The organism is Peristeroidobacter agariperforans, from assembly GCF_004138335.1.
Taxonomy (GTDB): Bacteria; Pseudomonadota; Gammaproteobacteria; order Steroidobacterales; family Steroidobacteraceae; genus Steroidobacter; species Steroidobacter agariperforans.
In genome coordinates this window covers 3,189,519-3,205,313 of sequence record NZ_RYFW01000001.1, presented here as the reverse complement: position 1 = coordinate 3,205,313, position 15,795 = coordinate 3,189,519, and the positions used below count along the sequence as shown (strand labels likewise).

Annotated in this window: 11 protein-coding genes; 2 read left to right on the top strand and 9 right to left on the bottom strand. The window is 60.8% G+C overall.

Annotated features, from left to right (window positions below; genetic code table 11):
* Positions 1-41: 41 nt before the first annotated feature.
* The gene (locus EK373_RS13800) at positions 42-3,104 is read right to left on the bottom strand and encodes a TonB-dependent receptor domain-containing protein (RefSeq protein WP_129643201.1); all 3,063 of its coding nucleotides are present in this window, start codon (positions 3,102-3,104) and stop codon (positions 42-44) included.
* A gap of 269 nt (positions 3,105-3,373) precedes the next feature.
* On the opposite strand from EK373_RS13800, the gene EK373_RS13795 reads away from it, so the two are divergent.
* On the top strand, positions 3,374-4,300 hold the full coding sequence (locus EK373_RS13795) for a PaaX family transcriptional regulator (protein ID WP_198683287.1): 927 nt from the start codon (positions 3,374-3,376) through the stop codon (positions 4,298-4,300).
* 196 nt (positions 4,301-4,496) lie between these two features.
* On the opposite strand, the gene EK373_RS13790 is transcribed toward EK373_RS13795, so the two are convergent.
* Together EK373_RS13790 and EK373_RS13785 are read right to left on the bottom strand one after the other, a co-directional pair.
* A complete protein-coding gene (locus EK373_RS13790) occupies positions 4,497-7,427 on the bottom strand; it encodes a TonB-dependent receptor domain-containing protein (RefSeq protein WP_129643199.1) in 2,931 nt (976 codons plus the stop codon).
* Positions 7,428-7,611: 184 nt separating this feature from the next.
* Positions 7,612-8,049, bottom strand: a complete 438-nt coding sequence (locus EK373_RS13785; protein WP_157994359.1) for a COG4315 family predicted lipoprotein — start codon at positions 8,047-8,049, stop codon at positions 7,612-7,614.
* Between the two features lie 344 nt (positions 8,050-8,393).
* On the opposite strand from EK373_RS13785, the gene EK373_RS13780 reads away from it, so the two are divergent.
* On the top strand, positions 8,394-8,630 hold the full coding sequence (locus tag EK373_RS13780) for a hypothetical protein (RefSeq protein ID WP_129643197.1): 237 nt from the start codon (positions 8,394-8,396) through the stop codon (positions 8,628-8,630).
* A gap of 39 nt (positions 8,631-8,669) precedes the next feature.
* On the opposite strand, the gene EK373_RS13775 is transcribed toward EK373_RS13780, so the two are convergent.
* From EK373_RS13775 to EK373_RS13750, 6 genes are all read right to left on the bottom strand, one after another.
* Positions 8,670-9,773 (bottom strand): peptidyl-alpha-hydroxyglycine alpha-amidating lyase family protein, encoded by a 1,104-nt coding sequence (locus tag EK373_RS13775; protein WP_129643196.1) that lies wholly within the window; start codon positions 9,771-9,773, stop codon positions 8,670-8,672.
* 62 nt (positions 9,774-9,835) lie between these two features.
* On the bottom strand, positions 9,836-12,736 hold the full coding sequence (locus EK373_RS13770) for a TonB-dependent receptor domain-containing protein (RefSeq protein ID WP_129643195.1): 2,901 nt from the start codon (positions 12,734-12,736) through the stop codon (positions 9,836-9,838).
* A 386-nt stretch (positions 12,737-13,122) separates the two neighbouring features.
* A complete protein-coding gene (locus tag EK373_RS13765; RefSeq protein WP_129643194.1) occupies positions 13,123-14,409 on the bottom strand; it encodes a cytochrome c in 1,287 nt (428 codons plus the stop codon).
* 27 nt (positions 14,410-14,436) lie between these two features.
* Entirely contained in the window at positions 14,437-14,721 is a 285-nt protein-coding gene (locus tag EK373_RS13760; RefSeq protein WP_129643193.1) for a high-potential iron-sulfur protein, read from the bottom strand.
* A 17-nt stretch (positions 14,722-14,738) separates the two neighbouring features.
* On the bottom strand, positions 14,739-15,167 hold the full coding sequence (locus EK373_RS13755) for a c-type cytochrome (RefSeq protein ID WP_157994358.1): 429 nt from the start codon (positions 15,165-15,167) through the stop codon (positions 14,739-14,741).
* A 20-nt stretch (positions 15,168-15,187) separates the two neighbouring features.
* Complete coding sequence (locus EK373_RS13750; RefSeq protein ID WP_129643191.1) at positions 15,188-15,637, bottom strand: c-type cytochrome; 450 nt, start codon at positions 15,635-15,637, stop codon at positions 15,188-15,190.
* Positions 15,638-15,795 lie beyond the last annotated feature (158 nt).

The window sequence follows — 15,795 nt, the reverse complement described above, 5'->3', positions numbered from 1 at the left end:
CCCCGCGCTGGATGGCAGCGCGGGGACGTTTCAGTCACGATTCAGAACTGCACTCGGAAGCCTGCTCGATAGAAGCGGCCAAGCACATCGTACAGAGCGCTGTTCGACGGCGAGAAGTCCCAGCCGGTGCCGGACTGCTGACGTGCGGCGATGGCCGGGTCCTTGTCGAGCAGATTACGAACGTTGAAGAACAACTCGGTATCGAACTTACCGACGTCGAGCTCGTAGTTCATGCCCAGGTCCCACCAGATCCCACCGGCAATGTGGTTTCGAGTGGTGGTGACGTAGTTCGCCGCATCGACTGCCGCCTGCGATCCGGCGGGACCGCCTGGGAATGTCGGGCAGTTCGTCTGACACTCGATCCACAGGTTGTTATACACACCGGAGCTCACACCGCGCATGGTGAGCGTGGTGCTGAAGCGATCCAGCGCGTACATGGCCTGCACCTGGTACTTCCAGTGCGGCAGGCCGCCACTGAAGTTGTTACCGATGCGGTCGTTGGGCAGCACATACGGGATGCCGCCGTCTTCGATGTCCTTGATGTAGTTCGTCGCCGAACCACGGAAGGCCAGGTCGCCGTTCCAGCCGCTGATGATCGAGTCCGCCGACATCCGGTAGCTCGCTGCGATCTCCAGGCGCTCGGCTTTGCGGCCGTTCGAATTGTTCGGCACCAGTCTCATGCCAGTGATCTGGTCCGGCACCTGGTACACGTTTCCATCGGCGCCCGTCACCGGGTGATAACCACTGACGGTGAAAGCGTCGCAAGCCGCCTGAATGCCTGCCATCACGCAGGAATCGTAGGTCTGTTGCGCGGACAGGGTGTTCACGCCCCGCTCGATGTCGATCCAGTAATAGTCCATCGAAAAGTTGAAGCGCGGCAGCCAGGATGGTTGATACACGAACCCGACGATCGAGTTGGTCGCACGCTCCGGTTGCAGATCCGGATTACCGGTATTCGTCGACTGGAAAGTGATGTTCGCGGTGTTGACGCGTTTGTCGGTGATGTTGTTCGACGTGGTGGTGCCGCCCTGATACATGTCGATCAGCGTCGGCTCGCGAATATCCAGAGAGCGCACCAGCCGGATACGCAGGTCATCGATCGGATTCCAGTTCAGGCCGAGCTTCCAGGTGCCGGTCGAACCGAAGGTGTCGTAGTAGGTTCCGCGCCCGGCAGCGCTCAGATCCAGAGCCCTCACGAACGGCACATCCTTCGCGAGTGGGACGTTGGTCTCGAGATATACATCCGTCACAGCGAAAGAACCCGAATACGGCAGGCCCGCGGCCAGGAACCAGCAACTGCCACTATCCTTGGTCGACCCGGGTGCGCAAACGTTCGGCGCCGCGCGCTCCAGGTCATTGGCGGAGGCATCGGTCTCCTCGCGGCGGTGTTCCACGCCGAAGGCCAACGAAATGGGTCCGGCCCAGCCTTCCCAAGGCGTACCCTGGACGTTCACAGCTCCCACGGTTTGCCTCAGCTCGGCGGCGCTCCATGGATTGCCGCCGACGTAGGCAAGCGCTTCCGGACTAGCCACGCCCAGGCCGAACAAGTTCAGCGGCACACAGCCATTGTTCGGATTGGTCAGCGTCGAACGGCACACGATGTTTCCGTTCGGATCACGCACGGCATCGATGGCCATGTCGTACTTGACCTGGTTGATGGTGTTGCCGGAGATCACGTGCTGCGTGCTGCGGCCGTAGGACAGGTAGGCGTCCCAGGTCCAATCGGTCTGGAACAGATTGAAGTCGCCATCGATGCCCGTCAGGAAACGATACACCGAGCGTTCGGTGATCGGGTGCTGACCGCCGATGTCGCCATTGATGGTGCCGAAGTTGAAACAGGGCGCGCTACTCGCGGTGTTGCAGTTGGCGGCCGTGGAGATATTGGCCGGAATGAAGGCGTTGTCGCCGGGAACGTTCCAGCTCAGCTTGTAGAACACCGGCACGCTGGCCGAGAACGACTCCAGGTGGCCGTAGGAAGCCTGGAAGTAGATCTCACCGCCGTTCTCCAGATCGTAGCTGGTGCGCAGGAACAGATTCTGGCGCTGCTGGTCGGGAGTCAGGCCCGCGCCACCTTTCTGGTTGCCCACCTGCAGCAGCGGATTGTTCCAATCCCCTCCCGACATCACCGCGCCGCTGATGAGCGGTCCGTAGTTGACCGGGATCTGCTCGCCGTTGGGGCCGAACATGACAGTGGTTCCCTGCGGGAAACTTCCGATCTGGCCACGGGTGTTGTTGATGATGCCGCCCCAGGAAGCCGTCGCCAGGCTGAACTGATCTCCGAAGATCAGCCGCGGCTGGCCGTTGGTCGCGGTAAAGGCCGGGTTGTTCACGAAACCATAGCCATAGTTGTTCCAGGGCCGCTTGGCCACCAGCAGGCCCTCATCGTCGCTGGCTTCGCCGCTGAGGATGAGATGACCACGCCCATCGGAGAAGGTCGTGCCGAAGGTCAGCGATCCCTTCCAATTGTCGTTGTCGTTGTAGTTGGTAGTGCCGGCGGATGCTTCGGCCTTGAAACCGGTGAACTTGGTGTCGAGCACGAAGTTGACCACACCGGTCAACGCATCCGAGCCGTAGCTGGCGGAGGCGCCGCCGGTCACCACGTCGACACGCGTAATGAGCTGCTGTGGCAATTCACTCACGTCGACCGTGCCTTCCAACGTCGAGCCCACCGTACGCTGGCCGTTGACCAAGGTCAGAGTGCGCGTAACGCCCAGGCCACCGATGTTCAAACCGTTGACGGCCTGGGTGCCGGAAGTCACCGTGACCACCGAGGACTGCGGGGTCGCGCTGCCCTGGAAATTCGGCATCGTGTTGAGTGTGTCGGCGAGATTCGATGTCGCGTTGGCCTCCAACGCCTCGGTGCTGATCACCGCCACCGGCGTCGGCGCCTCGAATCCTTCGCGCTTGATGCGCGAACCGGTCACCGTCACTTCCTGGAGCGTCTGGGCTGCCACATCGGCAGTCGAGGCTCTCTCCTGAGCGTAGGCGCCCCCCACCAGCAGAGGGGTGGTGCAGACAGCAGCCAATGTCGCGCGCACGGCCGTCCTTACCAGGCCATTAACTGCACGACCGTTGATGTCAAACGGGTTTACCGTCGAACTCATAAGTTCAAATCCCCCTAAAAATCTTTTTTCTCTGATGACGATCGAAAGACAAGCGTCAGCTTCATCTCAGACACGCGGGGACCAGCGGCGGTAGTTTGAATCTCAGCTTTTCCCCAAGCCAGGAGATGACCAGTTCTTCGACTGTACCAAGCGCGGGCCGTGACTTTTTCCGAAAAAAAGCGCCGGACGAGCATCAATTACGCCAGTTCCGGCTCAGTCCGACCGCCACTCTGGCGCACCAACGCAAGCGCGCTTATCGTCGCTTTGCCATGCATCCAGCCGCGCAAATCCAGGCGATCCTCACAGGCTTTCGTCGTCAGAAACCGCTGCGCGCAGGCTCACTGCTCGTGACTATCCTGGGCGACGCCATCGCACCCCGCGGCGGCTCCATTTCTCTTTCCAGCCTGATTGCACTGGCGCGCCTGTTTGGCATAAGCGAGCGGCTGGCTCGCACTGCTGTGGGCCGGCTCGCGAACGACGACTGGGTGACCTCGGCACGCAGCGGCAGATCGAGCTACTACACGCTCAGTGCGAAAGGACGCGCGCGCTTTGCGGAGGCGACTCATCGCATCTACTCGTCGCCAATCGATTCATGGAATGGCGCGTGGACCCTCGCCATCCTCTCGGCGACGCTGGAGCGGAAGGCACGCGAGAAAGTAGGCGACGAATTGCGCTGGCTCGGCTTCGGCGAGGTGAACACCGGCGTGTTCGCACATCCAACTCACGAAGGAAAGGACTTGCCGCAGCTCGGCGCAACCGACCCGCTCATCGTGTTTCAAGGCGGCGCCGTCGATCGTGAATCGGAAGTGAAGCTCGTTGCCAAGGGCTGGGACCTCGCCGAGCTCGCCCGACGCTATCGACGTTTCGTTGCGATGTTCGAGCCGGTGGATCAGGCCGCAACTGTGTCGGATATTTCCGGAGCGGTCGGCGAAACGGCGTATGTCCTGCGCACATTACTCCTGCACGAGTACCGCAAGATCCATCTGCGAGACCCGTTGCTACCGAACCGGCTGCTGCCGGCGGACTGGGCGGGCAATGACGCTCTGGAGCTCTGCAGACGCCTGTACATCAAGACCTTCCAGATCTCGGAGCGGTATCTGTCCGAAACGGTGCAGACGTTGAACGGACGATTGCCGCCACCGAGCCTGGATATCTATCAACGGTTCGGCGGGCTCCCGACCTCTATCACGCGTTGAAAAGAGATGCCGTGTTGGCAGGCCTTGTTGCGGATCGCCGATTCAGTACGGCGTAGCAACTTGGCAGCCTGCCCTGGCGATATGCCCTGCCCGGCCAGCTCACGCAAGCGCCGTATATCCGCTAAAGCCCACGCATTGGGGTACGCGCCTTTCCTGAATTGATCGAAATGTTTCCAGCTTCTCATGACTGTTTCTTTCAGAACTTGACTCGTACGCCCGCGCGATACTGACGACCGACGCGGTCGTACTCAGCGTTGCCCTGCCCCTGCCAGTAGGAATTGGTGAGCGAACCGCCAATCGTCGGCGGCTGATGGTTCGTCAGATTTTCGATGGTCGCGAACAACTCGAAGCTCTGGAACTGGTAGGAGCCGGCAAGATCGAGCGTGGTCATGCTGGCGATATCGTTGTCCTCGATGGTCGGGGCCTCGGGCGTCGACTCGGGGCAATCGGTAGTGCACTCGATGAAGCCATTGGCGTAGACACCGGGACCTGTGTAGTGAGCCATCAGGGTCACTGTGATCGGATCGCCCTGGTAGCTGACCGAGAGGAAGCCGCGCAGCTTCGGTGAAGTCAGGCCAGCGAACGGCGAAATCGCGCCCCAGGCGCCGACGACGCCGTTGCCATCGTAAACGGTGCCATCGGTATCTTTGGTCTCGAGCTTCAACACCCGGCTGGCCATGGCGCGGATCATCAGGTCGCCACTGAAGGAGCCAACGATGCCGGACAGCGGGAAGCGATAACTCGTCTCGACATCGACGCCGCTGGCTTGTTGCCCGATCAGGTTTTGCGGCTGAGTGATGACCTCGAAGATCTGCCCGACCGGAAATGGATCGCCCGGAGCGACCGGGTTTCGAGTAATCGCCTGGCAGAGAATCGCATTTCCCTGGAAGCACAGATCGACCACCTTCTGCGCGCCCGGCGCTTGCACCGAACCTTCGACGTCGATGTTGTAGTAGTCGATCGCCATCTGGAAGCCCGGCAGGAAGCGGGGCGCCATCACGACACCGAAGCCCGTGGTGTCCGCTTCTTCAGGCTTTAGATTCGGATTGCCCTTGGTAGTGGAGAAAGCTTGGGTACGAAGCTCGGGAACACCGTTGGTGGCGCGAAATGGATCCTGCAATGTGCCGCCTGAACCCGCTTGGCCGCCGGTGAACAACTCGCCAAGATTTGGCGCACGAATGTCGCGTGAGCGCGTAAAGCGGAAGCGCAGATCTTCGATCGGCCGCCACGTCAAGCCGCCCTTCCAGGTCGTGACGTAACCGGACGTCGAATAATTGGTCGCGCGCACGGCGGCGTTGAGATCGAGCTCTTGCGCCACTTTCATGTCGCGGGCCAGCGGCATCACGGTTTCAACGTAGCCTTCGGTGACATCGAATTTGCCGTGGCTGGCGTGGTAGTTGCCCGCGAAAAAATCGGTCGCCTCGTCGTGCGCGGTGGCCCAGCCCGATACTTGTTCGATACGGTGTTCGGCGCCAACCGCCAGCGACACCGGACCGGCCCAGGAACTGAACGGCTCGCCGCTCACGTTGAAGGCGGCAACATCCTGCTGCAGCACTTCACGACGATAGGAAACGCCCACGACGTAACCGAGCTGGCTCGCGTCGTTCACGCCGATCCCGAATGTGTTGTAGGGCACGCAGGCTGGATCGTCGTTGGACGGGTCTGCGTCGGCGTTCACGCGGCAGGTCGGCGTGTTGTTGACCATCACGGAATCGAGCGCCTTCAGATAGTTCGGCGTAATTCCATTGTTGTAGGTGCGCGGCTCGAGGGTCGTCTCGCTGTGTTGAATATAAGTGTCCCATTTCCAGTCCGTGCCGAAAGCGTCGAACGCGCCATCGAGGCCGCCAGCGACCCGGTACAAGGATCGGTGATAGTCGCCTCTGAACCGCCCCATATCGGCGTTCGTGCTGCCCATCTTGAACGATGTTTCGCCGGCCGCCAGCAGTTGGTCACGCAGCGACTGCGGCAGGTAGGCGTTGTCGATACTGATGGTGTTGTTGCCCAAGCGGCGGTTCGGATTCGCGGTGTTCGTGGTGCGCGTCGCCGAATACTGGCCTTCGAAGTACGCACTGACGTTGTCGGTCAGGTCATAGCTGGTGCGGAGGTACCCGACGTTGCGATCGACACTGCCCGCGATGTCGATGCCGTTCTCGATGCGCGAATATTCCCAATCGCCGCCCTCTTGAAAGTTGTTGCCGACGTTGGTGCCGAAATCGTAACCGTTCAGAATGGCGCCGTTCGGCCCGAAATATGTTCCCCGGAGGGATCCGCTCGTGATGATGCCGCCAGGCGTACCGGCGACAAGGCCGAGATCGCGGCGAACGAGGTAGCGCGGAACAGTCGTACTCTTGCCGGCGCCCGTACCGTAGTTCGGGTTGACGATCACGGCTGCGGGCAATCTCGCCCACGGCCGACCTTCGGTGCCATCGATGCCGTCGCTGTGTGTATGTTCGCCGGAGATCAGGAAATGCCCGCGGCCATCTGCGAACGGCGCGCCAAAGGTCAGTTGAGCACTGAGACTCCTGTCGTCGTGATATTTTGTCTCGCCCATTTGAACTTCGCCCTTGAAGCCGGTGAAGTCGTGATCGATCACGAAGTTCACGACGCCCGACAAGGCGTCCGAGCCATAAGCCGCCGACGCGCCGCCGGTTACAACGTCGACGCGTTCGATCAGTGCATTCGGGAAAGAGTTGACGTCCGGGGCGCTGTTGCCTGAAGTGATGGCCGCGTTGATGTAGCGCTTGCCGTCCAGAAGAACCAGCGTGCGGTTCGTCCCCATGCCGCGCAAATTGAGCTGACTCACGCCGGTCGCGCCGCTCGACAGGTTGCCGTTCTGCGAACGCGGACTCGCCGAACCTGAAAACGCCGGCAGCGTATTCACTGCATCGGCGACGTTCACCGTGTTCAATGCGTTGAGCTCATCTGCGCCCAGCACCGAGACGGGTGTTGGCGCTTCGTAGCCGTCACGTGTAATTCGCGAGCCGGTGACGACGACCGAGTCGAGCGTTGCGGATTCGACGTCTTGCGCGTACGTGTTGGTGACGACAACGGTTGCAAGTGCAGTGGCGCCGATCGTTGACAGCGCCAAAACTATCGCACGCCGACGAGCCATACTGGATCGAATCATTCTGGGTCCCCCTGGTTAGCTCGACTGGCGAAGGTGCAATCCCTATGCCACGCACGCGAAGGTCCGGCGCCGCAGGCGGCGCCGTGAAAATGTTTGAATACTCAAACGCTACGTGGGGAAACTCGCAGGAAGATCGGCAGGAATTTGCCGATTCGCCGAATCTTCATCGGCGGAAAGTGGCCAGCTACGGCTGCAGCAGTTCTGCCGTTGCCTGATTCTTTTTGGCTTTCTCTGTCTTTGCAGCGACGGACGAGGGCGGCGACAGTTCCACACCGACACTCGCGAGATAAGCGTACGCGCGCTCGTCCAGATACCAATCCATGTTCTTGCCGACACCCTTCGCATCGTTGGGACGGTCCTCGAAATAGGTGTACACCGGACGGTTCTTATAGGCCCACTGCAAGCGACCATCGTCGCGTTTCACGATGGTCCAGAATCCCACGGGCTTGTCATTTTTCTCCGCTCGAATGATCGGCCACACCGCCGTGCAATCCCGATTGCACGACGAGCGGCCCGCCGGTTCGCCCTTGAAAACATAGAGCGGCAGGAGCTGCGGGAAAGATTTATAGATCCACGCGCCAGCGGCGCCTTGCGATAAGGCGACGGCGCCGGGATAGGACATGCTCGGGTCGGAAGGCTCTGCCGCGGCTGCCGATTGACTCCAAAGAACCCATGCCGCTGCGAGCGGGACGCAAAGCCTACGCATTTTCAACCTCCGCCGTTCGGGGATGGTGTGCTGACGGTGATTCGGATCTCGCTGAACGATAGTCTAGCTCGGTTGATTTATCGACTGGAACCGCGTTGCCACCGGGGCGTTAATTCCAACATAACAGCAGCAGTTCTCGGAGGTGTTTAATGCAATCCGGCACCTTGCGCCATGTGCTTTGCATGGGTCTACTCGCGATGTACTGTCAGGCGTCCCTGGGCGATGACAAATCTTCAACTCCGTCTGCACCCACATCAACCGTGAAGCGCGCTTGCGTCAACGCAGAACCCGCCACGAAGAAAGAATGCGAGAAGGTCGCCGCCAAGATCGATGCGCAAGCCACCGATCCGGCAGCGTCTGCCGATGAAGCTCAAACCAGCGCCGACTACGTCCATCACTCCAGCCCCGCCGTTCGTACGCCGGCCGAGGTTGCGAAGGACAAGGCCGAAGCAAAGTCGGAACGGAAGAGCGACGGCAACAAGCCCGATCCTAAGTGAGGTCCGCCCTCACCCAACTGCTCGAAAGCGCTGCCGCGGTTACTCCCTCAGCACCAGCTCCTTGCCGATGAGCTGCGCCCGGTTGGCGTTCTTCTTCGGCACGAACTTCTGCACGCGATTGTTGTTCGCGTCGGCGACGTAGAAGTTTCCTGCGTTGTCGACGTCGATCTGGTGCGCGTTGTCGCTGACGCCCGGCGCGTCCCCCAGCGTGCCCCACTGGGACACGAGCTTGCCGTTGAGGTCATAGCAGGCATAACGGCCATACTGCGTCGCCGACACACACACGCGCTTATCTTCCGTCGTGATGACACGAGTCACGCGCGCCGTGCCCGGCCACTGGTCGAGGAACTTGCCATCGTGGTCGAAGACCTGGATGCGATCGTTGCTGCGGTCGGCGACATAGACGCGATTGGCATCGACAGCCACCGAGTGGACCAGCCTGAACTGGCCGGGGCCCGAGCCCTTCGTGCCCCACGACATCAGGTACCGGCCGTTCTTGTCGAACTTCACGACGCGCGAGTTGGTGTAGCCGTCCGCGACGTAGAACGAGCCATCCGGCAGGAAAGCGAGGCTGGCGGGATCGTGGAAGTGATTTTCGTCGTTCCCCGGCACGCCCTTCTCACCGACCTTGAGCAACAACTGCTTGCCGTCGTTGCTGAACTTCAGGATGCGGTGATTGAAACGATCGACCACCCACACGGCGTGCGCCGGATCGTACGGATCGATGATGATGTGGTGCGCGATCGAGACTTCGCTGTTCCACTGCGACCAGTTCTCGATGACCTTGCCGTCGGCATCGAGAACCATGATGTTGTTGACGTCGCCCTTGTCGAAGTTGTTGTTGTCGCGGACGACGGTGGTCTTCTCCTTCATCACTTTGCCGTCGGCAGACAACATCGGATGACCTTCGCGAGTATCGTTGCGGTCGACGGCGCCGATGAAGACTCGATTCGGATCTTCGGCATTCACGGACACGACGCGCTGATTCCAGCCTTCGATGCCCGGCTTGAACCAACCGACCACCACCTCGTACGGGCCGGTCAGGTCCAGGCCGCCTTTTTCCTGGGCGACCGCGGGCGCGGCGGCGGCGATGCAGAAGGCGGCCAAAGAGACGCCCCAGAAGTCGTTGGTCTTTTTCATCATCTGAAGCTTGTCGGCAGCTTGCGAAAAGAGCGAAGTCGGCAGCGCCGACTTCGCCCGCTCTCTCAGAACTTGACTCGTACACCCATGCGGTACTGACGGCCGATCCGATCGTAATCGGCGTTGCCCTGGCCCGACCAGTGAGCCGAGCTCAGGCTGCCGCCAATCGTCGGCGGCTGCTTGTCGGTCAGGTTTTCGATCGTTCCGAACAGCTCGAAGCTCTCGAACTTATACGAGCCGGACAGATCGACGGTCGTCATGCCGGCGATATCGTTGTCCTCGATGGTCGGAGCGAAGGTCGTCGACACGGGGCAATCGCTGGCGCACTCGATGAAGCCGTTGGCATACACGCCGGGACCGGTGTAGCGGACGATGGTAGTCACCGAGGCCGTATCGCCTTTGTACCCGATCGACAGGAAGCCGCGCAGCTCCGGCGAAGTCAGGCCCTGGAACGGCGGAATGCTGCCGCCCCAGTTGCCGACGACACCGGCGCCATCGTAGACATTGCCATCGAGATCCTCGGTATCGAGCTTCAACACGCGAGTCGCCATGGCGCGGATCACCATGTCACCGCTCAAGGCGCCGACCAGGCCGGACATCGGGAAACGATAGCTCGCTTCGACGTCGATGCCGCTGGCCTGTTGCCCGATCAGGTTTTGCGGCTGAGTGATCACCATGAAGATCATGTTGGGGTTGACGGTGTCGTAGATGATCGAGTTGCAAAGCGTCGTATTTCCCCTATCGCAGAGGTCGATCACCTTCTGTCCGCTCGGCGCTTGCACCGAACCCGAGACATCGATGTTGTAGTAGTCGATCGCCATCTGGAAGCCCGGCAGGAATCGAGGCGCCATCACTACGCCGAAGCCGGTTGTGTCGGCTTCTTCAGGCTTGAGATTCGGGTTGCCGCGGGTGAGCGAGTAGCCGTTGGGATTGCTCACGCCTGTGTCTGGATTGAATAGCACGTTGCCCGAACCAGTTTGACCGGCCGTGAACAGCTCGCCGAGGTTCGGCGCGCGAATGTCGCGTGAACGCGTGAAGCGGAAACGCACATCTTCGATCGGCCGCCACGTCAAACCGCCCTTCCAGGTCGTAACGTAGCCGGAGGTCGAGTAATCGGTCGCACGCACGGCAGCGTTCAGATCGAACTCTTGCGCGAACTTCAGATCGCGCGCCAGCGGCACGAGTGTCTCGACGTAGCCTTCGGTGACATGGAATTTGCCGTGGCTGGCTTTGTAGTTGCCCGCAAAGAACTGGGTCGCTTCATCGCGCTCGGAGGCCCAGCCGGACACTTTTTCGATGCGGTGTTCGGCGCCGACCGCCACCGAAATCGGACCCGCCCACGAATCGAACGGCTCGCCGCTCACGTTGAAGGCGGCGACATCCTGCTTGAGCGTTTCATTGCGGATGGAAACACCCGTGACGTAGTCGAGCGCGGCCTGGCTGTTCACACCGATACCGAACGGGTTGTATGCGACGCAGGCCGGATCGTCGTTGGTCGTGCTTGCGTCGGCGTTCACGCGGCAGGTCGGACTGCCGTTGACCATGACCGAATCGATCGCCTTCAGGTAGTTCGGCGTAATGCCGTTGTGAGAGGTGCGCGGCTCGAGGTCGGTTTCGCTGTGCTGGACATAGCTGCTCCAGGTCCAGTCCGTGCCCCAGGCGTTGAAGGAGCCATCCACGCCCGCGGCGATGCGGTACAGGGAACGGCCGTAGTCGCCTACAAACCGGCCCATATCGGCGTTCGTGGTGCCCATCGAGAAAAAGCCCGTTGTCGGGTTGACCCCGCCCGCGATCGCTTCCTGACGCAGCGACTCCGGCAGGAAAGCGTTATCGATATAGACCCGGTTGTTGCCCAAGCGGCGGTTCGGGTTGGCGGTATTCGTGGTGCTGGTGTCTGAGAACTGCCCTTCGATGTACGCATTGACGTTGTCGGTCAGGTCGTAGCTGGTGCGGAGGTAGCCGATGGTGCGCTTGACACTGCCCGCGATGTCGATGCCGTCTTCGATGCGCGAATATTCCCAATCGCCGCCTTGTTGAAGGTTGTTGCCGACGGGGGTGCCGAAGTCGAAGCCGCGGTTGATCTCGCCGTTCGGCCCGAAATAGGTTCCTCGCAGCGGCCCGCTCGTGATGATGCCGCCTGGTGTACCGGCGGCCAGACCGACGTCACGACGAACGACGTACCGAGGCTGGCCATTGCCCTCTGCGTAAGCCGGATTCTGAATGACCGCCGCGGGCAATCGGGCCCACGGGCGATCGTTCGTACCATCGATGCCGTCGCTCTGAGTATGTTCGCCCGAGATCAGGAAATGACCGCGGCCGTCCGCGAACGGGGTACCGTAGCTCAGCTGGGCGCTGATGCTCTTGTCGTCCTCGTACTTGGTCATGCCGGTCTGGACTTCGCCCTTGAAGCCGGTGAAGTCGTGATCGATCACGAAATTGACGACGCCCGACAAAGCGTCCGAGCCATAAGCCGCCGACGCGCCGCCAGTCACGACGTCGACGCGTTCGATCAGCGCATTCGGGAAGGAGTTGATGTCCGGGGCGCTATTGCCCGAGGTGAGCGCCGCGTTGATGTAGCGCTTGCCGTCCAGCAGGACCAGCGTGCGGTTCGTGCCCATGCTGCGCAGGTTGAGCTGGCTGACACCCGTCGCACCGGTCGAGAGGTTGCCGTTCGCCGAACGTGGACTCGCCGAGCCGGAGAACGCCGGCAGGACGTTCACTGCATCGGCGACATTCACCGTGTTCAATGTATCGAGCTCGTCGGCGCCCAGCACCGAGACGGGTGTCGGGGCTTCGTAGCCGTCACGGGTAATTCGCGAACCGGTGACGACGACCGAGTCGATGGTCGGAGATGCGGAGTCTTGCGCTTGCACGTTGGTGACGCCAACAGCTGCAAGTGCAGTGGCACTGGCCGTCGATAGCGCCCAGACTTTCGCGCGGCGACGAGCCGTTCTGGATAGCAACATCAGTGTTCCCCCTCGTTAGTTCGGCGCGGCCAGCGCGCGTATCAATTATTTATTGGGCCCTGCAGACCACGGCGTAACACGCGCGTTTGCCTGTGCCCGGCTAACGAGATTGCAATCCCCATGCCACGCACCTGCAGGCCAGGCGCCGACATCGGGACCCAGAGAATGTTTGAATACTCACGCTGCACAGGCGGGAAAATGCGTACGGTGATCGGCAGAATCTTGCCGATCCGTAGAATCTCATCGGCGGAAAGTAGCCTATGCACGAGCTGACGAAATGATTCAGCTACGCGAGTGAGAACACATCGAAGAGATGTTCGGCGAAAGCTCAGGAAACAAGCGATGCGGAAGGTGGCGTTGCTCACCGCCACCTCGGTGGGTTGGCCTCAGCGCTGCTTGGCCACCCGAGCGGCATCGACTGGCGGGGCGGCATTGCCCCAGGAGCCGCGCACATAGTTCGATACATTGGCGATGTCCGTATCGCTCAAAACATCGGCATACGGCTTCATGGTTTCCCATGCGCCGAGTTTCATGCCTTCGGCTGGTGTAGCACCATACAAAACGGCATTGATGAGCGAATCGGGATCGGCAGATTGCACGGTGGGATTGCCTGCCAGCGGCGGTCCCGAGAACATACCGCCACGTCCGGAAGCGCCGTGACACTTTTCGCAGCGATCTTTATAGATGGTTTGTCCCAGTGCGGCCTGTTCCGGCGTCACTGGTGATATCGTCGCCTCGCCTTCCGGCGGAATCTTCAGAGGCAAACTCTTGATATAAGTTGCCATGGCGCGAGCATCCTCCAGCGTGAGCTTGGAGGTGCTGTTGCCGACAACATCATTCATCGGCCCCCAGGCTCCGCCGCGCAGACTGAAGCCCGTGTGCAAGTACTTGGTCAGATCGTCCACCGACCATGTCTTCAGACCGTCGGCCGATGACGTGAGATTCACCGCGGCCCAATCGCGAACTTTGTCAGCAGTGACATACTCACGCAGGCTGCTGCCCTGATAAGCCTGCTCCGGCATCTCCGCCATGAAGGTGTTGCGCGGCGTATGACAGGCCCCGCAATGACCCAACGCACCTACCAGATACGCGCCCCGATTCCATTCCGGAGTCTGTTTCGGATCGGGCTTGAAGCGTGCCGGTTCGAAGAACAGCGCATTCCAGATGGTCATGGCCCAACGCTGCTTGAACAGAAAATCGTTCGCTGGCGGCCGATATTCATCCGCCGCCACCGTGCGCATATATGCGTACAGTGCAGCCACATCCTCATCGGTCATCTGCGTAAACGAGGTATATGGAAACGCGGGAAACAACCGATATCCATCGGCCGCAACGCCCTCGTGCAAAGCACGCCGCAGATCCTCGGCCGTCCACTTGCCAATGCCATTCTCGAGGCTGGAAGTGATGTTGGACGAGTAGATCGTGCCGACCGGCGTTTCAAACTTCACACCGCCCGCATACGGAGCTCCGCCGCGACGCGTATGGCAACTGGCGCAATTACTCGCCAGTGCCACATAGCGCCCACGCTCAACCAGAGCATCGGCGTCGTTGGTTGCACCCGAGCTCAGATTCGATCCATCAGCTTCCACTGTCCGGCCGGCAAAGAGCGCGGTGAGGACAGCTACACCCAGTACTCCTGAGACCCAGTACGGCGGCTTACGCAGACATCGCATGATCGGGGCTGATGAATCTTCGCTGGCTTAGCCTTTGGGAGACCACGAATCGCAATGTCCCGAGGCAGGAACGTTGCAACTGAATATCTGGCAATGGCCGCAGGCGGCGTCCCCCCCGTCGTACAGTCCACAACCGCCGCACTTCTGATCGGCCTTGGGCGATTGTTCCGTGAAGTTCAACGCCGTCGCCAGACCTTCGTTCATCTTGCCGTCGAGGCAGGCTTGTTCGCTTCGAGCCACGCCGGCGACCGACGCCACGGCTCCAGCCAACGTAACTTGCAACAATCCACGCCGCGTCATTCGTGATGCCATTTGCACACTCCCAAGCGTCAGAGCTTCTTCTCGTCACGATAGACGTCGTGACAACCCTTGCAGGGCAACGCTTCGATCACGAGCATCGCCGCCTGATCGACCCCCTGCTCCCGCCCGACCTTGGCCATCTCGGCGGACTTGTCTGCAAACTCTTTCATCCGTTTGGAGAAATCCGCCCAGTCCTTCCAGACTTCGGGCTTGGCCGCGCCGCCGGGCACCTTGGCCTCGAATGACTTCAGCGCGACCGACGCCGTCAATGCCAATGTTTCCATATGGGCCAGGGTGTTCTCGGCCGGCCCGGCGCCGGAGAGAATCTGCCCGAGTACGGCGGTCTGGTGCTCCAGCGACTTCATGATGTGCTGGCGATAGTCCACCACATCCTTGTCATCGGTATGACCCACCATGGGCAACAACACCATGAGGCTCAGGGCCACTGCTTTGCTCACGCGTTTCATCGGTGCTGGCCTCACTTCTTCTGTACCCGGTAAACATCGTGGCAGCCCTTGCAGGACAGGCTGCTCAGCTTCGGCGTCACCGCCGCCACGCCCCCTGACTTGGCCGACTTGGCCAGATCGTTGGCCGCGGCCACCATCTCATCCAGGCGTTTGGAGAAATCGTCCCACTTGTCCCACACCTCGGGCTTGGCTTCGCCGCCCAGGACCTTGGGCGTGAAAGCGACCTTGGCCACGCCGGCGGTGATGCTGAGCACTTCGGCGTGGGTAGCCACATCCGCGGCAGGCGCCTTTCCTTTGCTGATCTGATTGAGCGCAGCGAACTGCTCGCCCAGAGTCTTCATGACATGAGAGCGATAGTCCCGCACGTCCTGGTCATCGGCATGACCGCTGATGGGCAACAAGGTCCCAGCGAGCGCAATTCCTGCCCAGGCAAGCCTCGGCAGCGCGGTGGATCTATTCAAAACATTCCCCTCCGAATACAACGCCGCTGTACGCGGCTCGAGTAGGCTGTACGGCTGTGAGCGGTACACCAACACTTCTTTTCCTGGATGCTACCAGCCGACCGATATTCGCCTGAAGGCGAGGGATTTTTTGACCAATAGGAGACCGCAAAAGAGGA

What these genes read in the sequence shown, in the direction of transcription:
- EK373_RS13800 (WP_129643201.1), bottom strand. Translation starts at nt 3,104, where the DNA reads ATGAGTTCGACGGTAAACCCGTTTGACATCAACGGTCGTGCAGTTAAT.
- EK373_RS13795 (WP_198683287.1), top strand. Translation starts at nt 3,374, where the DNA reads ATGCATCCAGCCGCGCAAATCCAGGCGATCCTCACAGGCTTTCGTCGT.
- EK373_RS13765 (WP_129643194.1), bottom strand. Translation starts at nt 14,409, where the DNA reads ATGCGATGTCTGCGTAAGCCGCCGTACTGGGTCTCAGGAGTACTGGGT.
- EK373_RS13770 (WP_129643195.1), bottom strand. Translation starts at nt 12,736, where the DNA reads ATGTTGCTATCCAGAACGGCTCGTCGCCGCGCGAAAGTCTGGGCGCTA.
- EK373_RS13785 (WP_157994359.1), bottom strand. Translation starts at nt 8,049, where the DNA reads ATGTCCTATCCCGGCGCCGTCGCCTTATCGCAAGGCGCCGCTGGCGCG.
- EK373_RS13790 (WP_129643199.1), bottom strand. Translation starts at nt 7,427, where the DNA reads ATGATTCGATCCAGTATGGCTCGTCGGCGTGCGATAGTTTTGGCGCTG.
- EK373_RS13760 (WP_129643193.1), bottom strand. Translation starts at nt 14,721, where the DNA reads ATGGCATCACGAATGACGCGGCGTGGATTGTTGCAAGTTACGTTGGCT.
- EK373_RS13775 (WP_129643196.1), bottom strand. Translation starts at nt 9,773, where the DNA reads ATGATGAAAAAGACCAACGACTTCTGGGGCGTCTCTTTGGCCGCCTTC.